This is a genomic window from Escherichia sp. WS338 (assembly GCF_046486405.1).
Lineage (GTDB): Bacteria > Pseudomonadota > Gammaproteobacteria > Enterobacterales > Enterobacteriaceae > Escherichia > Escherichia coli.
In genome coordinates, this window is sequence record NZ_JBJQLL010000011.1 from 75,315 (window position 1) to 98,107 (window position 22,793).

General features: G+C 51.8%; 22 protein-coding genes. 14 read left to right on the forward strand and 8 right to left on the reverse strand.

Annotated elements, in window-relative coordinates; all coding sequences use genetic code 11:
• Nucleotides 1–19 precede the first annotated feature (19 nt).
• Together gcvH and gcvP are read left to right on the forward strand one after the other, a co-directional pair.
• Nucleotides 20–409, forward strand: a complete 390-nt coding sequence (gene gcvH, locus ACJHWT_RS12345) for a glycine cleavage system protein GcvH (protein ID WP_001295377.1) — start codon at nucleotides 20–22, stop codon at nucleotides 407–409.
• Between the two features lie 118 nt (nucleotides 410–527).
• Nucleotides 528–3,401 carry an aminomethyl-transferring glycine dehydrogenase gene (gcvP, locus tag ACJHWT_RS12350; RefSeq protein WP_000195046.1) on the forward strand — a complete coding sequence of 958 codons (2,874 nt, stop codon included), beginning with the start codon at nucleotides 528–530 and terminating at the stop codon, nucleotides 3,399–3,401.
• A gap of 163 nt (nucleotides 3,402–3,564) precedes the next feature.
• Here gcvP and bglA read toward each other — a convergent pair whose 3' ends face one another.
• Nucleotides 3,565–4,998 (reverse strand): 6-phospho-beta-glucosidase BglA, encoded by a 1,434-nt coding sequence (gene bglA, locus ACJHWT_RS12355; RefSeq protein ID WP_001389468.1) that lies wholly within the window; start codon nucleotides 4,996–4,998, stop codon nucleotides 3,565–3,567.
• A gap of 44 nt (nucleotides 4,999–5,042) precedes the next feature.
• On the opposite strand from bglA, the gene yqfB reads away from it, so the two are divergent.
• A complete protein-coding gene (gene yqfB, locus ACJHWT_RS12360; protein ID WP_001182953.1) occupies nucleotides 5,043–5,354 on the forward strand; it encodes a N(4)-acetylcytidine aminohydrolase in 312 nt (103 codons plus the stop codon).
• Between the two features lie 163 nt (nucleotides 5,355–5,517).
• Entirely contained in the window at nucleotides 5,518–6,177 is a 660-nt protein-coding gene (trhA, locus tag ACJHWT_RS12365) for a PAQR family membrane homeostasis protein TrhA (RefSeq protein WP_000250269.1), read from the forward strand.
• A gap of 76 nt (nucleotides 6,178–6,253) precedes the next feature.
• On the opposite strand, the gene ygfZ is transcribed toward trhA, so the two are convergent.
• Nucleotides 6,254–7,234 (reverse strand): tRNA-modifying protein YgfZ, encoded by a 981-nt coding sequence (gene ygfZ, locus ACJHWT_RS12370; protein ID WP_000886050.1) that lies wholly within the window; start codon nucleotides 7,232–7,234, stop codon nucleotides 6,254–6,256.
• 252 nt (nucleotides 7,235–7,486) lie between these two features.
• Between ygfZ and sdhE the strand changes: the two genes are divergently transcribed.
• Together sdhE and ACJHWT_RS12380 are read left to right on the forward strand one after the other, a co-directional pair.
• Nucleotides 7,487–7,753 (forward strand): FAD assembly factor SdhE, encoded by a 267-nt coding sequence (sdhE, locus tag ACJHWT_RS12375; RefSeq protein ID WP_000354046.1) that lies wholly within the window; start codon nucleotides 7,487–7,489, stop codon nucleotides 7,751–7,753.
• Nucleotides 7,734–8,141: a protein YgfX gene (locus tag ACJHWT_RS12380; RefSeq protein WP_000244781.1), complete on the forward strand. Its 408-nt coding sequence runs from the start codon at nucleotides 7,734–7,736 to the stop codon at nucleotides 8,139–8,141. The genes sdhE and ACJHWT_RS12380 overlap by 20 nt, the downstream gene beginning before the upstream one ends.
• Before the next feature lie 39 nt (nucleotides 8,142–8,180).
• Here the strand turns inward: ACJHWT_RS12380 and fldB are convergent, their stop codons facing one another.
• Nucleotides 8,181–8,702: a flavodoxin FldB gene (fldB, locus tag ACJHWT_RS12385; protein ID WP_001055874.1), complete on the reverse strand. Its 522-nt coding sequence runs from the start codon at nucleotides 8,700–8,702 to the stop codon at nucleotides 8,181–8,183.
• Between the two features lie 111 nt (nucleotides 8,703–8,813).
• Here fldB and xerD point away from each other — a divergent pair, with 111 nt between their 5' ends.
• The 5 genes from xerD to lysS all read left to right on the forward strand — a co-directional run bounded on the left by xerD (nucleotide 8,814) and on the right by lysS (nucleotide 14,900).
• A complete protein-coding gene (xerD, locus tag ACJHWT_RS12390) occupies nucleotides 8,814–9,710 on the forward strand; it encodes a site-specific tyrosine recombinase XerD (protein WP_000806638.1) in 897 nt (298 codons plus the stop codon).
• Nucleotides 9,711–9,734: 24 nt separating this feature from the next.
• Nucleotides 9,735–10,445 (forward strand): bifunctional protein-disulfide isomerase/oxidoreductase DsbC, encoded by a 711-nt coding sequence (gene dsbC, locus ACJHWT_RS12395; protein ID WP_000715230.1) that lies wholly within the window; start codon nucleotides 9,735–9,737, stop codon nucleotides 10,443–10,445.
• A 5-nt stretch (nucleotides 10,446–10,450) separates the two neighbouring features.
• Nucleotides 10,451–12,184, forward strand: a complete 1,734-nt coding sequence (gene recJ / locus ACJHWT_RS12400) for a single-stranded-DNA-specific exonuclease RecJ (RefSeq protein WP_000813191.1) — start codon at nucleotides 10,451–10,453, stop codon at nucleotides 12,182–12,184.
• Between the two features lie 90 nt (nucleotides 12,185–12,274).
• Nucleotides 12,275–13,373, forward strand: a protein-coding gene (gene prfB / locus ACJHWT_RS12405; protein WP_001701073.1) for a peptide chain release factor 2 whose coding sequence is annotated in 2 segments (ribosomal slippage) — nucleotides 12,275–12,349 and nucleotides 12,351–13,373 — 1,098 coding nt in all. Because the reading frame shifts where the segments join, the coding sequence is not laid out codon by codon here.
• 9 nt (nucleotides 13,374–13,382) lie between these two features.
• Nucleotides 13,383–14,900: a lysine--tRNA ligase gene (lysS, locus tag ACJHWT_RS12410; protein ID WP_000003071.1), complete on the forward strand. Its 1,518-nt coding sequence runs from the start codon at nucleotides 13,383–13,385 to the stop codon at nucleotides 14,898–14,900.
• A gap of 42 nt (nucleotides 14,901–14,942) precedes the next feature.
• On the opposite strand, the gene idi is transcribed toward lysS, so the two are convergent.
• The gene (gene idi, locus ACJHWT_RS12415) at nucleotides 14,943–15,491 is read right to left on the reverse strand and encodes an isopentenyl-diphosphate Delta-isomerase (RefSeq protein ID WP_001192808.1); all 549 of its coding nucleotides are present in this window, start codon (nucleotides 15,489–15,491) and stop codon (nucleotides 14,943–14,945) included.
• Between the two features lie 54 nt (nucleotides 15,492–15,545).
• Between idi and ACJHWT_RS12420 the strand changes: the two genes are divergently transcribed.
• Complete coding sequence (locus ACJHWT_RS12420; protein WP_223344823.1) at nucleotides 15,546–15,638, forward strand: hypothetical protein; 93 nt, start codon at nucleotides 15,546–15,548, stop codon at nucleotides 15,636–15,638.
• On the opposite strand, the gene yqfG is transcribed toward ACJHWT_RS12420, so the two are convergent.
• Nucleotides 15,613–15,738: a protein YqfG gene (yqfG, locus tag ACJHWT_RS12425; RefSeq protein ID WP_001050745.1), complete on the reverse strand. Its 126-nt coding sequence runs from the start codon at nucleotides 15,736–15,738 to the stop codon at nucleotides 15,613–15,615. The two genes, ACJHWT_RS12420 and yqfG, sit on opposite strands and share 26 nt — an antisense overlap.
• A gap of 1 nt (nucleotide 15,739) precedes the next feature.
• Entirely contained in the window at nucleotides 15,740–17,188 is a 1,449-nt protein-coding gene (gene uacT / locus ACJHWT_RS12430) for a urate/proton symporter UacT (protein WP_001696122.1), read from the reverse strand.
• 435 nt (nucleotides 17,189–17,623) lie between these two features.
• On the opposite strand from uacT, the gene ygfT reads away from it, so the two are divergent.
• Together ygfT and ACJHWT_RS12440 are read left to right on the forward strand one after the other, a co-directional pair.
• Nucleotides 17,624–19,543 carry a formate-dependent uric acid utilization protein YgfT gene (ygfT, locus tag ACJHWT_RS12435; protein ID WP_001696121.1) on the forward strand — a complete coding sequence of 640 codons (1,920 nt, stop codon included), beginning with the start codon at nucleotides 17,624–17,626 and terminating at the stop codon, nucleotides 19,541–19,543.
• On the forward strand, nucleotides 19,543–20,031 hold the full coding sequence (locus tag ACJHWT_RS12440) for a 4Fe-4S dicluster domain-containing protein (RefSeq protein ID WP_000838428.1): 489 nt from the start codon (nucleotides 19,543–19,545) through the stop codon (nucleotides 20,029–20,031). The genes ygfT and ACJHWT_RS12440 overlap by 1 nt, the downstream gene beginning before the upstream one ends.
• A gap of 35 nt (nucleotides 20,032–20,066) precedes the next feature.
• Here ACJHWT_RS12440 and ghxQ read toward each other — a convergent pair whose 3' ends face one another.
• Both ghxQ and guaD read right to left on the reverse strand, forming a co-directional pair.
• Nucleotides 20,067–21,434, reverse strand: coding sequence for a guanine/hypoxanthine transporter GhxQ (ghxQ, locus tag ACJHWT_RS12445; RefSeq protein ID WP_000012163.1), 1,368 nt, complete (start codon nucleotides 21,432–21,434; stop codon nucleotides 20,067–20,069).
• 35 nt (nucleotides 21,435–21,469) lie between these two features.
• The gene (gene guaD / locus ACJHWT_RS12450; RefSeq protein WP_001295158.1) at nucleotides 21,470–22,786 is read right to left on the reverse strand and encodes a guanine deaminase; all 1,317 of its coding nucleotides are present in this window, start codon (nucleotides 22,784–22,786) and stop codon (nucleotides 21,470–21,472) included.
• Nucleotides 22,787–22,793: the final 7 nt, after the last annotated feature.

The following is a 22,793-nucleotide window of genomic DNA, read 5'->3' on the forward strand; positions in this document are numbered from 1 at the left end:
CTTTTTTGGAGATTGATTGATGAGCAACGTACCAGCAGAACTGAAATACAGCAAAGAACACGAATGGCTGCGTAAAGAAGCCGACGGCACTTACACCGTTGGTATCACCGAACATGCCCAGGAGCTGTTAGGCGATATGGTGTTTGTTGACCTGCCGGAAGTGGGCGCAACGGTTAGCGCGGGCGATGACTGCGCGGTTGCCGAATCAGTAAAAGCGGCGTCAGACATTTATGCGCCAGTAAGCGGTGAAATCGTGGCGGTAAACGACGCACTGAGCGATTCCCCGGAACTGGTGAACAGCGAACCGTATGCAGGCGGCTGGATCTTTAAAATCAAAGCCAGCGATGAAAGCGAACTGGAATCACTGCTGGATGCGACCGCATACGAAGCATTGTTAGAAGACGAGTAACGGCTTTATTCCTCTTCTGCGGGAGAGGATCAGGGTGAGGAACTTTTACGCCTCACCCTCACTCTCTTCGCAAGGAGAGAGGTTCACAATTCACTGCACGTTTCAGGAACCATCGCTCATGACACAGACGTTAAGCCAGCTTGAAAACAGCGGCGCTTTTATTGAACGCCATATCGGACCGGACGCCGCGCAACAGCAAGAAATGCTGAATGCCGTTGGCGCACAATCGTTAAACGCGCTGACCGGCCAGATTGTGCCGAAAGATATTCAGCTTGCGACCCCGCCGCAGGTTGGCGCACCGGCGACCGAATACGCCGCGCTGGCGGAACTCAAGGCTATTGCCAGTCGCAATAAACGCTTCACGTCTTACATCGGCATGGGTTACACCGCCGTGCAGCTACCGCCGGTTATTCTGCGTAACATGCTGGAAAATCCGGGCTGGTATACCGCGTATACTCCGTATCAACCTGAAGTCTCCCAGGGCCGCCTTGAAGCACTGCTCAACTTCCAGCAGGTAACGCTGGATTTGACCGGGCTGGATATGGCCTCTGCCTCTCTTCTGGACGAGGCCACTGCTGCCGCCGAAGCAATGGCGATGGCGAAACGCGTCAGCAAACTGAAAAATGCCAACCGCTTCTTCGTTGCTTCTGACGTTCATCCGCAAACGCTCGATGTGGTCCGTACTCGTGCTGAAACCTTTGGTTTTGAAGTGATTGTCGATGACGCGCAAAAAGTGCTCGACCATCAGGACGTCTTCGGCGTGCTGTTACAGCAGGTTGGCACAACCGGTGAAATCCACGACTACACTGCGCTCATCAGCGAACTGAAATCACGCAAAATTGTGGTCAGTGTCGCCGCCGATATTATGGCGCTGGTGCTGTTAACTGCGCCGGGTAAACAGGGCGCGGATATTGTCTTTGGTTCGGCGCAACGCTTCGGTGTGCCGATGGGCTACGGTGGCCCACACGCAGCATTCTTTGCGGCGAAAGATGAATACAAACGCTCAATGCCGGGCCGTATTATCGGTGTATCGAAAGATGCAGCTGGCAATACCGCTCTGCGCATGGCGATGCAGACTCGCGAGCAACATATTCGCCGTGAGAAAGCGAACTCCAACATTTGTACTTCCCAGGTACTGCTGGCAAACATCGCCAGCCTGTATGCCGTTTATCACGGCCCGGTTGGCCTGAAACGTATCGCTAACCGCATCCACCGTCTGACCGATATCCTGGCGGCGGGCCTGCAACAAAAAGGTCTGAAACTGCGTCATGCGCACTATTTCGACACTTTGTGTGTGGAAGTGGCAGACAAGGCGGGCGTACTGGCGCGTGCCGAAGCGGCTGAAATCAACCTGCGTAGCGATATCCTGAACGCGGTTGGGATCACCCTTGATGAAACCACCACGCGTGAAAACGTGATGCAGCTTTTCAGCGTACTGCTGGGGGATAACCACGGCCTGGACATCGACACGCTGGACAAAGACGTGGCTCACGACAGCCGCTCTATTCAGCCTGCGATGCTGCGCGACGACGAAATCCTCACCCATCCGGTGTTTAATCGCTACCACAGCGAAACCGAAATGATGCGCTATATGCACTCGCTGGAGCGTAAAGATCTGGCGCTGAATCAGGCGATGATCCCGCTGGGTTCCTGCACCATGAAACTGAACGCCGCCGCCGAGATGCTCCCAATCACCTGGCCGGAATTTGCCGAACTGCACCCGTTCTGCCCGCCGGAGCAGGCCGAAGGTTATCAGCAGATGATTGCGCAGCTGGCTGACTGGCTGGTGAAACTGACCGGTTACGACGCCGTTTGTATGCAGCCGAACTCTGGCGCACAGGGCGAATACGCGGGCCTGCTGGCGATTCGTCATTATCATGAAAGCCGCAACGAAGGGCATCGTGATATCTGCCTGATCCCGGCTTCTGCGCACGGAACTAACCCCGCTTCTGCACATATGGCAGGAATGCAGGTGGTGGTTGTGGCGTGTGATAAAAACGGCAACATCGATCTGACTGATCTGCGCGCGAAAGCGGAACAGGCGGGCGATAACCTCTCCTGTATCATGGTGACCTATCCTTCCACCCACGGCGTGTATGAAGAAACGATCCGTGAAGTGTGTGAAGTCGTGCATCAGTTCGGCGGTCAGGTTTACCTTGATGGCGCGAACATGAACGCCCAGGTCGGCATCACCTCACCGGGCTTTATTGGCGCGGACGTCTCGCACCTTAACCTGCATAAAACTTTCTGCATTCCGCACGGTGGCGGCGGCCCTGGTATGGGACCGATCGGCGTGAAAGCGCATCTGGCACCGTTTGTGCCAGGTCATAGCGTGGTACAAATTGAAGGCATGTTAACCCGTCAGGGCGCGGTTTCTGCGGCACCGTTCGGTAGCGCATCCATTCTGCCAATCAGCTGGATGTACATCCGCATGATGGGCGCAGAAGGGCTGAAAAAAGCAAGCCAGGTGGCAATTCTTAACGCCAACTATATTGCCAGCCGCCTGCAGGATGCCTTCCCGGTGCTGTATACCGGTCGCGACGGTCGCGTGGCGCACGAATGTATTCTCGATATTCGCCCGCTGAAAGAAGAAACCGGCATCAGCGAACTGGATATTGCCAAGCGTCTGATCGACTACGGTTTCCACGCGCCGACCATGTCGTTCCCGGTGGCGGGTACGCTGATGGTTGAACCGACTGAATCTGAAAGCAAAGTGGAACTGGATCGCTTTATCGACGCGATGCTGGCTATCCGCGCAGAAATTGACCAGGTGAAAGCCGGTGTCTGGCCGCTGGAAGATAACCCGCTGGTGAACGCGCCGCACATTCAGAGCGAACTGGTCGCCGAGTGGGCGCATCCGTACAGCCGTGAAGTTGCGGTATTCCCGGCAGGCGTGGCAGACAAATACTGGCCGACAGTGAAACGTCTGGATGATGTTTACGGCGACCGTAACCTGTTCTGCTCCTGCGTACCGATTAGCGAATACCAGTAATTCACTGATTCGACTATCTTCTAAAGGCGCTTCGGCGCCTTTTTAGCTTGTTAATAAAGTGCGCTTTGTGTGTCGGATGAAGCGTAAATATAAACTCCTGGAGTTCAATATATGACAGGAGCGCCAGGCCTGATGAGCGGGGCGCATCAGGCACATCGGGTAATTAAAGATTCTCGCCGTTGCTGGCAATCACCTCTTTGTACCAGTCAAAGCTCTTCTTACGTGAACGCGACATATCGCCAGTACCGTCGTCATGTTTATTCACATAGATAAAGCCGTAGCGTTTGCTGTACTGCCCGGTGGTAAACGACACGCAGTCGATGCAGCCCCACGGTGTGTAGCCCATCAGATCCACGCCATCGTAAGTCACCGCTTTTTTCATCTCTTCAATATGGGCGCGCAGGTAGTCAATGCGGTAGTCGTCGTTGATGCTGCCATCTTCTTCCACTTTGTCATAAGCGCCAAAACCGTTTTCGACAATAAACAGCGGCTTCTGATAACGCTCATACAGTTCGCAAAGTGCGTAACGCAGACCCACAGGATCAATCTGCCAGCCCCAGTCAGACGCTTTAACATACGGGTTTGGTACGCTGCCTTCAAAACCAGAGATCGCATCGCCGGTGCCGCCTTCGGCCTTCACCGCGTTGGTCATGTAATAGCTGAAACCGAGATAATCGCAGGTGCCTTCGCGCAGCACATCGAGATCGCCGTCTTCCATTTTGATGTTAAATCCGCGACGCTCCCACTCGTTCAACACATAGGACGGGTAATAGCCACGCAGTTGCACATCGGTAAAGACGTAGCGTTCGCGCATCGACTCCTGGGCGAACATCACATCGTCCGGATTACAGGAGTAAGGGTAGAGCGGCACCATCGCCAGCATACAGCCGACTTTCATTTCCGGGTTAATGCGACGCGCGGCTTTCACCGCCAGGGCGCTGGCGACAAACTGGTGATGCAGCACCTGGTACATCGTCTCTTCCGGGTTTTCATGCTCGGTATACACCACGCCGGAGCAGCAGTAACCGAACAGCGGTGCACGCCAGTTACGCTGGTTGTTAATTTCGTTGAAGGTCATCCAGTATTTGACTTTATGCTTATAGCGTTCAAATACCACTTCTGCGAAACGGACAAAGAAATCAACCACTTTACGGTTGGTCCAGCTACCGTATTGCTGCACCAGATGCAGCGGCATTTCAAAGTGGGAGAGGGTGATCACCGGTTCGATGTTGTATTTCAGCAGTTCATCGAACATATCATCGTAGAACTTCAGCCCTTCTTCGTTTGGCTGAGCTTCATCGCCTTTTGGAAAAATGCGCGTCCAGGCGATGGATGTACGAAAACATTTGAAGCCCATTTCGGCAAATAGCTTGATGTCTTCCTTGTAATGACCATAAAAATCAACGGCTTCATGGTTCGGATAGTATTTTCCTGGCAACACTTCTTTGGTGATTTCGCGCGGCACGCCGTGTGCGCCACCGGTCAGAACGTCACAAATGCTCGGCCCTTTGCCGCCTTTGTTCCAGCCGCCTTCGACCTGATGAGCGGCAACTGCGCCGCCCCATAAGAAATCTTTCGGTAAGGTGAGTTTTTTCACTATCATAGGCTCCAGATGAGTCAATTCTTACAGGAAATAGTACCATGCAGCCAAACGACATCACTTTTTTTCAACGTTTCCAGGATGACATTCTGGCTGGGCGTAAAACCATCACCATCCGCGACGAGTCTGAATCGCACTTCAAAACGGGTGATGTGCTTCGTGTCGGGCGTTTTGAAGATGACGGTTATTTTTGCACGATTGAAGTCACCGCAACCTCAACCGTAACGCTGGATACACTGACGGAAAAACATGCAGAGCAGGAAAATATGACCCTGACTGATCTGAAAAAGGTCATTACCGATATCTATCCCGGTCAGACACAGTTTTATGTGATTGAATTTAAATGCCTTTAAATTGAACTCACGCCTGTTAGTTGAAATTTCGCATTTAATTTCATGATTTTTCGGAGATTAGTCTCAAATCAGAATTTATTTTAGCTAACAGGTGTTCACTGGAACTATTCTCAGTTACGCTGGAGAGGTATACATGTGCGTGTACGTTTCTCCGGAGTAAGTTATGGTTCAGAAGCCCCTCATTAAGCAGGGATATTCGCTGGCAGAGGAAATTGCCAACAGCGTCAGTCACGGCATTGGGTTGGTGTTTGGTATCGTTGGGCTGGTGTTGCTACTGGTTCAAGCGGTGGATCTCAATGCCAGCGCCACAGCGATAACCAGTTACAGCCTCTATGGCGGCAGTATGATCCTGCTGTTCCTCGCTTCGACGCTCTATCACGCCATTCCTCATCAACGGGCAAAAATGTGGCTGAAGAAATTTGACCATTGCGCTATTTACCTATTGATTGCCGGAACCTACACGCCGTTTTTGCTGGTGGGGCTGGATTCTCCGTTAGCGCGCGGGTTGATGATTGTTATCTGGAGCCTGGCATTGCTGGGGATTCTGTTCAAACTGACCATCGCGCACCGATTCAAAATTTTATCTCTGGTGACCTATCTGGCGATGGGCTGGCTGTCGCTGGTGGTGATTTATGAAATGGCAATTAAGCTTGCGGCGGGCAGCGTTACCTTACTGGCTGTAGGCGGCGTGGTTTACTCGCTCGGGGTGATTTTCTACGTCTGCAAACGCATTCCCTACAACCATGCCATCTGGCACGGCTTTGTGCTCGGCGGCAGCGTGTGCCACTTTCTGGCGATCTATTTATATATTGGGCAGGCGTAATGGGTGTGCCTTTGTAGGCCTGAAAAGACACACCCTTGTCGCATCAGGCGATAAATGCATGATGCGACACAGAGATTTACTCTTCGAGTGAATACGGCAGCGGCTCGATATGCAATGTATTCGCATCGTCACGCACGCGGAAGATGCTGTCCGGTTCCATATCGTTATTCATGACGACCTGTACCACGACCTGACCATCTTCCAGTTTTACCGCAGCCAGCACGGTTCCGGTACGACGCCAGTTCTCGCCCATTTTCAGCTCTAAGTCTTCACCGGCTTCCGGCAGTCGGCTGGCGCTACCCGTCAGCAACCAGAGCGCGCGTTTGTTGGCACCACGGAATTTAGCTCGCGCCACCATCTCTTGTCCGGTATAGCAGCCTTTTTTAAAGCTAATGCCGCCCAGCGCCTGGAGGTTGGTCGCCTGTGGGATAAACTGCCCGCTGTTGGCGGCATCAATCACCGGGAAACCCGCTTCAATGTTTAATGCCAGCCACTGTTGGCTATTGTTCAGTTCCGCTTCACCGCGCAGTTTATCGGTCAGCATATTGGCAGTGGCTTCATCGGTTACGATCAGGAAACGTTCTGCAGGGTGTTCAAACCATAGCAAAGTGGTCGCGCCTTCTTTAACTACCTGTTTTTCTTTCGAAGGCAGTTCACTAAAGATATTTGCCAGCGCGGCGCGCGCCTGAAAACCGGCAACACCAAGCAGCACACGCTCATCGTCCGGCGCGATGGTCACTTTAGAGAACACCGCATATTTTTTCAGTTCAGTCAGCTGCGGTTCACGCACACTGCGCCGTTCAATCCATGCAAAGCCATCGCCGTCGCGGAACAGACGTAAATTGCTCCACATTTTACCTTTGGCGTCGCAATGGGCGGCGAGCAGATGCTGATTTTCTGTCATCTGGCTGACATCTGCTGTCACCTGACCCTGCATATATTTTTCGCTGTCCGCGCCAGTAATGGTGGCAAGCGCCCAGTCATCAAGCGTTATCAGCGTCAGCGGTAAACGGGCAGACGCCGTAGGCTGACGGGGAGGAAAAGGTGTAAAAGCCATAATAGAGTCCTGAGTTGCTTAACGGCGTATTAATGACTAATGGTAAAAGAGCTATGAGGCAATGCAAGTGCTTTCACTACGCGATCTGTGCCTTCTGATATGCTTTGCGAGGCGACTTCCAAAAAAATGAAGCCCTTGAATTGTTGTGAATTAATTTCGCGATCGCGATTGTGTTTACTGATATTCCCGTAAAAGAAGTCGAAAAACACGTTACAATAGCCGGGTACTGGATTTTCGTGAGACAGGAAGAAGATGGACATTAACAACAAAGCCCGCATTCATTGGGCATGCCGCCGTGGTATGCGCGAACTCGATATTTCAATCATGCCGTTTTTCGAACATGAGTACGACAGCTTAAGCGATGACGAAAAACGCATCTTTATTCGTCTGCTGGAATGTGACGATCCGGACCTGTTTAACTGGCTGATGAATCACGGTAAACCAGCCGATGCAGAACTGGAAATGATGGTCCGACTCATCCAGACACGGAACCGGGAACGTGGTCCTGTGGCAATCTGATTTGCGCGTCTCCTGGCGCGCACAGTGGCTTTCCTTGCTGATTCATGGGCTGGTTGCCGCTGTTATTTTACTCATGCCCTGGCCGCTCAGTTACACCCCGTTATGGATGGTGTTACTTTCGCTGGTGGTGTTTGATTGCGTTCGCAGCCAGCGGCGCATTAATGCTCGCCAGGGGGAAATTCGCTTGTTGATGGACGGGCGTTTGCGTTGGCAAGGGCAGGAGTGGAGCATCGTCAAAGCGCCGTGGATGATTAAGAGCGGCATGATGCTGCGTTTACGTTCTGACAGCGGAAAACGGCAACATTTATGGCTGGCAGCTGACAGCATGGACGAAGCCGAATGGCGGGATTTACGGCGGATATTGTTACAACAAGAGACGCAAAGATAAAGATGACGGCAAAGCATATGTGCTAAGCCGTCAGTGACATCAGGCGTAATGCTCTGCCATTTCGTTGAGGATTTGCTCGCACCAGCTCTGAATACGCTCGTCGCTAAGGTCATACTGGTTAGTTTCATCCAGCGCCAGACCCACGAACAGTTGCCCGTCAGCAATCACCGGTTTCGGGCTGGTAAATTCATATCCTTCCGTTGGCCAGTAGCCGACGAACTTCACGCCTTTGGTCGAGAGTTTGTCATGCAGCATACCGAGCGCATCGAGGAACCACTCGCCGTATCCCAGTTGATCGCCAAGCCCATACAGCGCAACAATTTTACCTTCGAGGTTCAGGTCGTCGAGCTGATCCCAGACGGCTTCCCAGTCTTCCTGGATTTCGCCAAAATCCCAGGTCGGGATACCCAGAATGAGCACATCGTACTGCTCCATTAATTTCGGGGAGTCGTCCTTGAGGTTATGTAAGGTCACCAGTTCTGGGCCGATAATATCGCGGATTTTTTCTGCCGCCATTTCGGTGTAACAGGTGCTGGAACCGTAAAAAAGACCCATATTCATAACGTAAGCTTCTCGATTCTGCTGTGGCTTTTGCGGCTAGTGTATCAGAATCGCTTTAGTCACGGCACAATAAGGCATAATGGATCAAATGAGTGACCATAAGGGGCGCAAGTGAAACAGGATCTGGCACGCATCGAGCAGTTTCTTGATGCTCTGTGGCTGGAAAAAAATCTGGCTGAAAATACGTTGAACGCTTACCGTCGCGATCTGTCAATGATGGTGGAGTGGTTGCATCACCGCGGGTTGACGCTGGCGACGGCGCAAAGTGACGATTTGCAGGCATTACTGGCAGAACGGCTGGAGGGCGGGTATAAAGCCACCAGCTCAGCGCGTTTGCTGAGTGCAGTGCGCCGATTGTTCCAGTATCTTTATCGCGAAAAGTTTCGTGAAGATGATCCCAGTGCGCATCTCGCTTCACCGAAATTGCCCCAGCGTTTGCCAAAAGATTTAAGCGAAGCGCAGGTCGAACGTTTATTACAGGCACCATTAATTGATCAGCCACTGGAGCTACGCGATAAAGCCATGCTTGAAGTGTTGTATGCTACCGGACTGCGTGTCTCTGAACTGGTCGGGCTGACAATGAGTGATATCAGCCTGCGTCAGGGCGTGGTGCGGGTCATTGGTAAAGGCAACAAAGAGCGCCTGGTGCCGTTAGGTGAAGAGGCGGTTTACTGGCTGGAAACCTATCTGGAACATGGGCGTCCGTGGCTGTTGAATGGTGTGTCAATTGACGTGTTGTTTCCCAGCCAGCGTGCGCAGCAGATGACGCGACAGACCTTCTGGCACCGCATTAAACATTATGCCGTGCTGGCGGGTATCGACAGCGAAAAGCTGTCACCGCATGTGTTGCGTCACGCTTTTGCCACTCACTTATTAAATCATGGTGCGGATTTGCGCGTGGTGCAGATGCTACTGGGCCACAGCGATCTCTCCACCACGCAAATTTATACGCATGTCGCTACCGAGCGTCTGCGGCAACTTCATCAACAGCATCACCCGCGGGCGTGATGTCTGAAAAGAACAGGAAAATTTATGAAGAAAGGTTTTATGTTATTTACCTTGTTGGCAGCGTTTTCAGGCTTTGTTCAGGCTGATGACGCGGCAATTCAACAAACGTTAGCCAAAATGGGCATCAAAAGCAGCGATATTCAGCCCGCGCCCGTAGCTGGCATGAAGACAGTTCTGACTAACAGCGGTGTGTTGTACATCACCGATGATGGTAAACATATCATTCAGGGGCCAATGTATGACGTTAGTGGCACGGCTCCGGTCAATGTCACCAATAAGATGCTGTTAAAGCAGTTGAATGCGCTTGAAAAAGAGATGATCGTTTATAAAGCGCCGCAGGAAAAACACGTCATCACCGTGTTTACTGATATTACCTGTGGTTACTGCCACAAACTGCATGAGCAAATGGCAGACTATAACGCGCTGGGGATCACCGTGCGTTATCTTGCTTTCCCGCGCCAGGGGCTGGACAGCGATGCAGAGAAAGAAATGAAAGCTATCTGGTGTGCGAAAGATAAAAACAAAGCGTTTGATGATGTGATGGCAGGTAAAAGCGTCGCACCAGCCAGCTGCGACGTGGATATTGCCGACCATTACGCACTTGGCGTCCAGCTTGGCGTTAGCGGTACTCCGGCAGTTGTGCTGAGCAATGGCACACTTGTTCCGGGTTACCAGCCGCCGAAAGACATGAAAGAATTCCTCGACGAACACCAAAAAATGACCAGCGGTAAATAATTCGCGTGAAACAACAGATACAACTTCGTCGCCGAGAAGTCGATGAAACGGCCGACTTGCCCGCTGAATTGCCTCCCTTGCTGCGCCGTTTATATGCCAGCCGGGGTGTGCGTAGCGCGCAGGAACTGGAACGCAGTGTTAAAGGCATGCTGCCCTGGCAGCAACTGAGCGGCGTCGAAAAGGCCGTTGAGATCCTTTACAACGCTTTTCGCGAAGGAACGCGGATTATTGTGGTCGGTGATTTCGACGCCGACGGTGCGACCAGCACGGCTCTAAGCGTGCTGGCGATGCGCTCGCTTGGTTGCAGCAATATCGACTACCTGGTTCCAAACCGTTTCGAAGACGGTTACGGCTTAAGTCCGGAAGTAGTCGATCAGGCTCATGCCCGTGGCGCGCAGTTAATTGTCACGGTGGATAACGGTATTTCCTCCCATGCGGGGGTTGAACACGCTCGTTCGTTGGGCATTCCGGTTATTGTTACCGATCACCATTTGCCAGGCGACACATTACCCGCAGCGGAAGCGATCATTAACCCTAACTTGCGCGACTGTAATTTCCCGTCGAAATCACTGGCAGGCGTGGGTGTGGCGTTTTATCTGATGCTGGCGCTGCGCACCTTTTTGCGCGATCAGGGCTGGTTTGATGAGCGCGGTATTGCAATCCCTAATCTGGCGGAGCTGCTGGATCTGGTGGCGCTGGGGACGGTGGCGGATGTAGTGCCACTGGACGCCAATAACCGCATTCTGACCTGGCAGGGGATGAGTCGCATCCGTGCCGGAAAGTGCCGTCCGGGGATTAAAGCGCTGCTGGAAGTGGCCAATCGCGATCCACAAAAACTCGCCGCCAGCGATTTAGGTTTTGCGCTGGGGCCACGTCTCAATGCTGCCGGGCGACTGGACGATATGTCCGTTGGCGTGGCGCTGTTGCTGTGCGACAACATCGGCGAAGCGCGCGTGCTGGCAAATGAACTCGATGCGCTAAACCAGACGCGAAAAGAGATCGAACAGGGAATGCAAGTTGAAGCCCTGACCTTGTGCGAGAAACTGGAGCGCAGCCGCGACACACTACCCGGCGGGCTGGCAATGTATCACCCCGAATGGCATCAGGGCGTTGTCGGTATTCTGGCTTCGCGCATCAAAGAGCGTTTTCATCGTCCGGTTATCGCCTTTGCGCCAGCTGGTGATGGTACGCTGAAAGGTTCCGGTCGCTCCATTCAGGGGCTGCATATGCGTGATGCGCTGGAGCGATTAGACACACTCTACCCCGGCATGATGCTCAAGTTTGGCGGTCATGCGATGGCGGCGGGTTTGTCGCTGGAAGAGGATAAATTCGAACTCTTTCAACAACGGTTTGGCGAACTGGTTACGGAGTGGTTGGACCCTTCGCTATTGCAAGGCGAAGTGGTGTCGGACGGTCCGTTAAGTCCGGCCGAAATGACCATGGAAGTGGCGCAGCTGTTGCGCGATGCTGGCCCGTGGGGGCAGATGTTCCCGGAGCCGCTGTTTGATGGTCATTTTCGTCTGCTGCAACAGCGGCTGGTGGGCGAACGTCATTTGAAAGTCATGGTCGAACCGGTCGGCGGCGGTCCACTGCTGGACGGGATTGCTTTTAATGTCGATACCGCCCTCTGGCCGGATAACGGCGTGCGCGAAGTGCAACTGGCTTACAGGCTCGATATCAACGAGTTTCGCGGCAACCGCAGCCTGCAAATTATCATCGACAATATCTGGCCAATTTAGCGTCATCTTCTCTATAAAAAAGAGCGTGGATTGGGTACAATCCCGCTCTTATCACCGCATTTTGACTAGCTCAATAAAAGAAATCAGACCATGTTTGAAATTAATCCGGTAAATAATCGCATTCAGGACCTCACGGAACGCTCCGACGTTCTTAGGGGGTATCTTTGACTACGACGCCAAGAAAGAGCGTCTGGAAGAAGTAAACGCCGAGCTGGAACAGCCGGATGTCTGGAACGAACCCGAACGCGCACAGGCGCTGGGTAAAGAGCGTTCCTCCCTCGAAGCCGTTGTCGACACCCTCGACCAAATGAAACAGGGGCTGGAAGATGTTTCTGGTCTGCTGGAACTGGCTGTAGAAGCTGACGACGAAGAAACCTTTAACGAAGCCGTTGCTGAACTCGACGCTCTGGAAGAAAAACTGGCGCAGCTTGAGTTCCGCCGTATGTTCTCTGGCGAATATGACAGCGCCGACTGCTACCTCGATATTCAGGCGGGGTCTGGCGGTACGGAAGCACAGGACTGGGCGAGCATGCTTGAGCGTATGTATCTGCGCTGGGCAGAATCGCGTGGTTTCAAAACTGAAATCATCGAAGAGTCGGAAGGTGAAGTGGCGGGTATTAAATCCGTAACGATCAAAATCTCCGGCGATTACGCTTATGGCTGGCTGCGTACAGAAACCGGCGTTCACCGCCTGGTGCGTAAGAGCCCGTTTGACTCCGGCGGTCGTCGCCACACGTCGTTCAGCTCCGCGTTTGTTTACCCGGAAGTTGATGATGATATCGATATCGAAATCAATCCGGCGGATCTGCGCATCGACGTTTATCGCGCATCTGGCGCGGGCGGTCAGCACGTTAACCGTACCGAATCTGCGGTGCGTATTACTCACATCCCAACCGGGATCGTGACCCAATGCCAGAACGACCGTTCCCAGCACAAGAACAAAGACCAGGCCATGAAGCAGATGAAAGCGAAGCTTTATGAACTGGAGATGCAGAAGAAAAATGCCGAGAAACAGGCGATGGAAGATAATAAATCCGACATCGGCTGGGGCAGCCAGATTCGTTCTTATGTCCTTGATGACTCCCGCATTAAAGATCTGCGTACCGGGGTAGAAACCCGCAACACGCAGGCCGTGCTGGACGGCAGCCTGGATCAATTTATCGAAGCAAGTTTGAAAGCAGGGTTATGAGGAACCAACATGTCTGAACAACACGCACAGGGCGCTGACGCGGTAGTCGATCTTAACAATGAACTGAAAACGCGTCGTGAGAAGCTGGCGAACCTGCGCGAGCAGGGGATTGCCTTCCCGAACGATTTCCGTCGCGATCATACCTCTGACCAATTGCACGCAGAATTCGACGGTAAAGAGAACGAAGAACTGGAAGCGCTGAACATCGAAGTCGCCGTTGCTGGCCGCATGATGACCCGCCGTATTATGGGTAAAGCGTCTTTCGTTACCCTGCAGGATGTGGGTGGCCGCATTCAGCTGTACGTTGCCCGTGACGATCTGCCGGAAGGCGTTTACAACGAGCAGTTCAAAAAATGGGACCTCGGCGATATCCTCGGCGCGAAAGGTAAACTGTTCAAAACCAAAACTGGCGAACTGTCTATCCACTGTACCGAGCTGCGTCTGCTGACCAAAGCACTGCGTCCGCTGCCGGATAAATTCCACGGCTTGCAGGACCAGGAAGCGCGCTATCGTCAGCGTTATCTGGATCTCATCTCTAACGATGAATCCCGCAACACCTTTAAAGTGCGCTCGCAGATCCTCTCTGGTATTCGCCAGTTCATGGTGAACCGCGGCTTTATGGAAGTTGAAACGCCGATGATGCAGGTGATCCCTGGCGGTGCCGCTGCGCGTCCGTTTATCACTCACCATAACGCGCTGGATCTCGACATGTACCTGCGTATCGCGCCGGAACTGTACCTCAAGCGTCTGGTGGTCGGTGGCTTCGAGCGTGTATTCGAAATCAACCGTAACTTCCGTAACGAAGGTATTTCCGTACGTCATAACCCAGAGTTCACCATGATGGAACTCTATATGGCTTACGCAGATTACAAAGATCTGATCGAGCTGACCGAATCGCTGTTCCGTACTCTGGCACAGGATATTCTCGGTAAGACGGAAGTGACCTACGGCGACGTGACGCTGGACTTCGGTAAACCGTTCGAAAAACTGACCATGCGTGAAGCGATCAAGAAATATCGCCCGGAAACCGACATGGCGGATCTGGACAACTTCGACTCTGCGAAAGCGATTGCTGAATCTATCGGCATCCACGTTGAGAAGAGCTGGGGTCTGGGCCGTATCGTTACCGAGATCTTCGAAGAAGTGGCAGAAGCTCATCTGATCCAGCCGACCTTCATTACTGAATATCCGGCAGAAGTTTCTCCGCTGGCGCGTCGTAACGACGTTAACCCGGAAATCACAGACCGCTTTGAGTTCTTCATTGGTGGTCGTGAAATCGGTAACGGCTTTAGCGAGCTGAATGACGCGGAAGATCAGGCGCAGCGCTTCCTGGATCAGGTTGCCGCGAAAGACGCAGGCGACGACGAAGCGATGTTCTACGACGAAGATTATGTCACCGCACTGGAACACGGCTTACCGCCGACAGCAGGTCTGGGAATTGGTATCGACCGTATGGTAATGCTGTTCACCAACAGCCATACCATCCGCGACGTTATTCTGTTCCCGGCGATGCGTCCGGTAAAATAAGCATTACGTTATGCTCACAACCCCGGCAAATGTCGGGGTTTTTTATTTAAGATGGGTAAATGCAGATAATCGTTTTCTGGCTTCGCGATTTGTCGCCTGCATCACCATCCACGGACTGAACGCCCACGGTGTGGCATCAATACCGTGTAATACATCTGCTAAATCACACCATTGATAATCCATCACTTCATCATCGTTGATCTGTAACGCACTGGTCGTGCGTGCGGCAAATACCGGACACACTTCATTTTCCACAATGCCATTCGGATCGGTGGCGCGGTAGCGAAAGTCAGGATAGATAGATTCAGGAGGCGTAATTTCCACGCCAAGCTCATAACGGCAACGGCGGATCACTGCGTCTTCGTTGCTTTCTCCCTGTTGTGGGTGCCCACAAACCGAGTTAGTCCACACGCCAGGCCATGCTTTTTTGCTCAGTGCGCGGCGGGTAACTAATAATTGCCCCTTGGCATTAAACAGCCAACTGGAGAACGCGAGATGTAAGAGGGTGTCTGCCGTGTGTGCGGCATACTTTTCCAGCGTACCCGTGGGAACTCCCTGTGCATTCAATAAAATGACGTGTTCCGTTTGCATAATTTCTCACATGTAATTCTAATCACTCATCATTATAGATAATTGAAGAGTGAAATGATTAACCAAGTGAGCGTTTATCGACAACCGCCCGTTTTGAGCGGATGTCGACAGGTAAAACCATTTAAAAAAGCAGCATCATATATTTGAAGCGACTTTCAATGGCCATTGCAACACAGTCAGAAATGACAGGAATAGAGAGAGTAAAAAGCAACAACAGACTGAATATAGCGCGCATTAAAAGATTCATATTATTCTCCATGCTCATTTTTCTTCAGCTTGCGCATCAGAAGCCACATACGTACTGTCCTGACTTTTAAATCTTTATCAGAGACGGATTCCTTCACCAGATCAGCATGATGCTGATAGCCATTAAAGAAGACGTTCAGCACAACGGCGCTAAGGGTTGCGAGCATAATGCCGCTATGCAGCAACGGTTGCAGTACGGCCGGTAACTTAGAAAAGAAATCGTGAGAGAGCGTCGGAGTCATGCCAACGCCGAGACTGATCGCCACAATATAGAGGTTGTAACGGTTAGTGGTGTAGTTACAGCGCGACAGAATTCGAATCCCTGTCGCCAGTACCATGCCGAACATCACCAGCCCAGCACCGCCCAGCACAAATTGCGGAATGGAGGCGACCAGCACCGCCATTTTTGGCACCATGCCAAACATGATTAATATAATTCCCGAAGAAATACACACCCAGCGGCTATGAACGCGCGTCACGCTAACCAGGCCAACGTTTTGAGAAAATGACGTGTGGGGGAAGCTGTTAAACGTTCCGCCTATCATTGTCCCTACACCATCGACACGCAGCCCGCGAATAATATCGTGTGAAGAGAGTTTACGACCGACTATTTCACCCAGTGCCAGGAACATCCCCATCGACTCGATAAACACGATGATTAACACGGCAGTCATGGTCAGAATGGAAACGGGATCGAAAATCGGCATACCAAATGACATCGGCGTGACAATCGCAAACCATGAAGCATCATGTAGCCCGGATAAATTGACTTCATTCATCATCCACGAAAGTAAAAAGCCAAATACAATCCCCAGTAATACGGCGACGTTGGACATAAATCCTTTCGCATAGCGAGTAATGAGCAAGATAAAAATTAAGACGGCAAAGGAGATCCCCAAATAAACGGGATTACCATATTGCGGATTCCCTTTACCTCCGGCGGCCCAGTCAATACCCACCTGAATGATGCTAAGTCCGATAGAAGTAATAACCACACCGGTAACCAGTGGCGGGAATAAAGGCATCAAGCGACCGATAAGTGGCGCTAATAATGTGGTGATAAAACCCGCGGCGATAGTGGCACCGAATATCCCCAGCAGGCCGATATCCGGGTTCATACCAATGGCTATCATTGGTGTTACAGCGGCGAAGGTCACCGACATAATCACCGGCAGGCGGATCCCCATAAAGCGGCCGATACCGATACATTGCAATAATGTGACGATCCCGCAGCAAAAGAGATCCGAGCTAATGAGCATCGCAATAGCTTCTTTTGATAGGCCGAGTCGGTCACCAATCATAAGAGGAACAGCGACTGCACCTGCGTACATGACAAGGACGTGTTGCAGACCGAGTATGATCAGCTTTCCTGGTGATAATATGCGGTCAACCTCATCAGTTGGGCGGTCTTGCCCAGAAGATGAGGGAAGTTGGGAATCTATGGCGCTCATCAGTGTTTCTCCTTTCGCCCGCCAGAGTAAAAAGCAACCGTTTATGTTCATGAAACTGTCTAAACACATGCTCGTGGAGTGCCAGTTTTTGCGAGGAAGGGGAGTTAGAGACAGGAATTGCGGAGGCAATCACATAATCGTGGTTAAACCACGAAAATGAGAAGAGAACCTGACAATGGAATTATCTGTAATTTTCTCATATTGATATTTCATTAATCATTCTGGCATGTCGCACTCTCGCATTTAATCGTTTTTATCTGGATAGCATTCTTTTGATCGGCAATGTTGAAATAATGAAAGCGGCATAGATTGAGGGGCAATAATTTGAACTCAGTTGCAAAATTATAATTAAAACGGTCATGCTACCTAATATATGCCCGTTTATTGCATCGCGAAATTTGAGAAGACATAACTCATTAAATGAAAGGGATGCAAATGAATAAGTTTATCGCTGCTGAAGCTGCGGAATGTATAGGCTGCCATGCTTGTGAAATTGCCTGTGCGGTGGCACATAATCAAGAAAACTGGCCGCTGAGTCACAGTGACTTTCGACCGCGTATCCACGTTGTAGGGAAAGGCCAGGCTGCGAATCCGGTGGCCTGCCATCACTGCAACAATGCCCCTTGCGTTACGGCTTGTCCGGTTAATGCTCTGACTTTCCAGTCCGATAGCGTACAACTGGACGAGCAAAAATGTATTGGTTGTAAAAGATGCGCAATCGCTTGCCCCTTTGGCGTCGTTGAGATGGTCGATACGATTGCACAGAAATGCGACCTTTGTAACCAGCGCAGTTCCGGCACGCAAGCCTGTATTGACGTCTGCCCAACACAGGCGTTACGGCTGATGGACGATAAAGGGTTGCAGCAGATAAAGGTGGCCCGCCAGCGCAAAACGGCAGCAGGAAAAGCGTCATCAGACGCTCAGCCATCTCGCAGTGCAGCGTTGCTCCCCGTTAACTCGCGTAAAGGCGCAGATAAAATTTCAGCGAGTGAACGGAAAACCCACTTTGGCGAAATCTATTACGGGCTGGATCCACAACAAGCGACTTATGAGAGTGACCGCTGTGTTTATTGCGCCGAAAAAGCTAACTGCAACTGGCATTGCCCGCTGCATAACGCTATTCCGGATTACATCCGTCTGGTGCAGGAAGGAAAGATTATTGAAGCGGCAGAACTTTGCCACCAGACCAGTTCCTTACCCGAAATCTGCGGCAGGGTATGTCCACAGGACCGTCTTTGTGAAGGCGCATGTACTTTGAAAGATCACTCTGGCGCAGTCTCTATCGGGAATCTGGAACGCTACATTACCGATACCGCGCTGGCGATGGGCTGGCGTCCCGATGTCAGCAAAGTTGTTCCCCGTAGCGAAAAAGTGGCGGTGATTGGCGCAGGGCCTGCAGGGTTAGGGTGTGCTGATATTCTGGCGCGCGCGGGAGTTCAGGTTGATGTCTTTGATCGCCATCCAGAAATTGGCGGTATGCTGACTTTTGGCATACCTCCTTTCAAACTCGATAAAACGGTATTAAGCCAGCGGCGAGAGATATTCACCGCAATGGGAATCGACTTTCATCTTAACTGTGAAATTGGCCGCGATATTACCTTTAGCGATTTAACTTCTGAATATGATGCAGTTTTCATCGGCGTGGGGACTTACGGGATGATGCGAGCAGATCTGCCGCATGAAGATGCGCCCGGTGTCATTCAGGCGTTACCGTTCCTGACTGCCCATACCCGCCAGCTCATGGGGTTGCCGGAGTCTGAAGAGTATCCGCTGACGGATGTGGAAGGTAAGCGAGTCGTGGTATTGGGCGGTGGCGATACGACCATGGATTGTTTGCGGACTTCCATCCGCCTCAATGCCGCCAGCGTGACCTGCGCGTATCGTCGTGATGAAGTCAGTATGCCGGGCTCGCGCAAAGAGGTGGTCAATGCGCGCGAGGAAGGTGTCGAGTTTCAGTTCAATGTTCAGCCGCAATATATCGCTTGTGATGAAGATGGACGCTTAACGGCGGTGGGCCTGATTCGTACCGCTATGGGTGAGCCGGGGCCGGATGGTCGCCGTCGTCCTCGTCCGGTTGCGGGTTCAGAGTTTGAATTGCCCGCCGATGTTCTCATTATGGCCTTTGGTTTCCAGGCACATACCATGCCGTGGTTGCAGGGCAGCGGAATTAAACTCGATAAATGGGGCCTGATTCAAACCGGTGACGTCGGGTATTTACCTACCCAGACGCATCTGAAAAAAGTCTTTGCTGGTGGTGATGCAGTTCATGGCGCGGATCTGGTTGTCACTGCAATGGCCGCAGGAAGGCAGGCGGCGCGCGATATGTTAACTCTGTTTAATACGAAGGCATCGTGATGAAATCGTTAATTATCGTTAATCCGGCTGACTGTATTGGCTGCCGTACTTGTGAAGTAGCCTGTGTGGTCGCTCACCCTTCAGAACAGGAGTTGAATGCCGATGTCTTTTTACCCCGGCTGAAGGTACAGCGACTGGACAGCATCAGTGCGCCGGTGATGTGCCATCAGTGTGAAAACGCCCCTTGTGTTGGCGCTTGCCCCGTGGGGGCGCTGACGATGGGCGAGCAGGTGGTGCAGACCAATTCTGCCCGTTGTATTGGCTGTCAGAGTTGCGTCAGTGCGTGCCCGTTTGGAATGATCACCATTCAGTCGTTGCCGGGGGATACCCGACAACAAATTGTGAAATGCGATCTCTGTGAACAGCGGGAAGAGGGGCCAGCCTGTGTTGAATCTTGCCCGACACAGGCGCTGCAGTTGCTTACTGAAAGAGAACTCAGGCGAGTCCGCCAGCAGCGTATTGTTGCCAGCGGTGAGAATCCTCTGTGAAAGAAATCTCCGCGCTGAAAGGCGCGGAGAATCTATTAGATTGCCCAACCACCCGCGTAAAATGCGACCAGTGCGGCAGTAATGATCACCGTACCAATATTCAACTTTTGCCATTCGCGAGCAAAGACACGGCCTACGACCAGTGTCACAAAGCCCAGCATAATACCGGTAACGATATTACAAGTCAGAACGATGAACACGGCACACACCAGGCCAGCCATTGCGTCAATAAAATCGTTGAAATCCAGCTTCGAGACGTTACTTAACATCAGCAAACCCACGTACATCAGAGCGGGTGCAGTGGCGTAACCAGGGATCAAAAATGACAGCGGTGATAAGAACAGAATCAGCAGGAATAACGCCCCCACTACGGTTGCGGTCAACCCTGTTTTACCCCCGGCGGCGGTTCCTGCCGCTGATTCGATATAAACCGCTGCGGGCGCTGCGCCCACCAGACCGGAGAATATTGAACTTACTGAGTCACTGGTCAGGGCTTTGCCGCCATTGATGATCTGGTTGTCTTTATCCAACAAATTCGCCTGACCGGCGACGGCACGGATGGTGCCAGTGGCGTCGAACACTGCGGTCATCACCAATGCCAGTACACTCGGAAGTACGGTTGGCTGGAGTGCGCCCATAATATCGAGGCTGAAAATCAGAGACTTACCATCTTCGCCAGTCAGACTTGGCATCGCCACCAGACCGTGGTATTTCACCGCTGGGTCAAAGATTAAGCCGATAATCGAAATTGCGATAATCACCAACAAGATCCCGCCGGGTACGCGGCACTTCTCCAGACCGAAGATGACCGCCAGCCCCAGCAAGCTCATCATCACCGGGAAGGAGGTAAACGCACCGAGCGCCACTGGCAAGCCTTCAATCGGGTTTTTGATAACCATACCCACACCGTTAGCAGCAATCAGCAGCAGAAACAGGCCGATACCGATACCTGTACCGTGAGCGATACCCATCGGTAAATTACGTAAGATCCAGGTACGCACACCGGTTACGGAAATAGCGGTGAAGATGACGCCCATCAGAAAGACCGCGCCCAGTGCGACAGGAACGCTAATTTGTTGCCCGAGAACCAGACTGAATGCGGTAAACGCCGTCAAGGAAATCGCGCAACCAATCGCCATTGGCAAATTGGCCCATAATCCCATCAGCAACGAGCCGAAGCCCGCGACCAGACAGGTGGCAACAAACACAGCTGCGGGAGGAAAACCTGCTTTGCCCAGCATTCCCGGAACGACGATAACGGAATAAACCATGGCCAGAAAGGTCGTTAAGCCAGCCAGTACTTCCTGACGAACGGTACTGCCACGAGCGGTAATTTTAAAATAATTATCCAGCGCGCCCTGTGGCTTTGGTGCGTCCGGTGTTTGTAGGATGTCTCCAGACATAATGATGTCCTCACGAGGATGTTAAAGTTTTATTATTAGTTGCGTTCGTACACCAGACGACCATCAACGTAGGTGCGGTAGATCGAACGGTCATCGCCCAACGTCATCATCACGAACAATTTGTCGACTAAAGAAACAGAGTTGTCATAGCGCAGCTGCTGTAGCGGAGTGGCAGTGGGTTCCATCACCACGAAATCAGCCTCTTTGCCAGGTAAAAAGTTGCCAATCAAATCGTCAAGGCCCAGAGATTTCGCTCCGCCGAGCGTGGCCAGGTAAAACGCTTCATATGCCGAGAGGCGATAGCCTTGTAATTGCAATACCTTGTAGGCTTCGTTCAGCGTTTGCAGCATGTTAAAAGTTGTTCCGGCACCGATATCCGTTCCCATGCCCACTTTGACTTTCTTCTGCCATGCTTTTTTCAAGTTGAATAAGCCGCTGCCGAGGTAAAGGTTGGAGGTCGGACAGAAAGCAATGCTGGATTTGGTTTCGCTGAGACGATCCCACTCTTTTTCTTCGAGATGGACGCAGTGAGCAAAGACACAGTTTTTACCGGTCAGACCGTACTGATGGTAAACATCCAGATAACCATCATGGTCAGGATAAAGCGATTTGACCCAGGCAATTTCATCTTTGTTTTCACAGAGATGGGTATGTACCCACGTATCCGGATATTCTTCTTTCAGGCGTTGCGCCATCGCCATCTGTTCAGGAGATGAGGTAGGGGCGAAGCGTGGCGTAATCGCATACAACAGACGACCATTTTTGTGCCAGCGTTCAATCAGTTCTTTGCTTTGGTGATAGCTGCTTTCGGCAGTGTCGAGCAGATAATCCGGTGCGTTTCGGTCCATCATCACCTTACCGGCAATCATACGCATATTGATATGACTGGCGGCTTCAAACAGCGCATCAACGGATTGTGGATGAACAGTGCCAAACACCAGCGCCGTGGTGGTTCCGTTACGTAAAAGCTGCTTGATGAAGAACGCCGACATCTCGCGGGCGTACTCTAAATCCTCATAACGACGTTCAGTAGGGAAGGTGTGTTTATTCAACCACTCCAGCAATTGTTCACCATAGGCCCCCACCATTTCACTTTGCGGATAATGGATATGTGTATCGACAAAGCCCGGTACTATCAGTTTGCCGCGATAGTCGCGCACGCGAATGGTGTCAGGAATTTGATGCTTTCCGTCTTCCCATTCGCCAAACCATTCCACTTTTCCCTGTTTAATGAGTAATAAACCATCCTCAATAAACCGCAGCGCAGAGGCAATTTCTTCCGGGTTATCGACCGTACGGGTGACATCAATAAAACTGCCTCGTACCGCTTTTAACGTGTGTTCTCCTGACATCATTGAC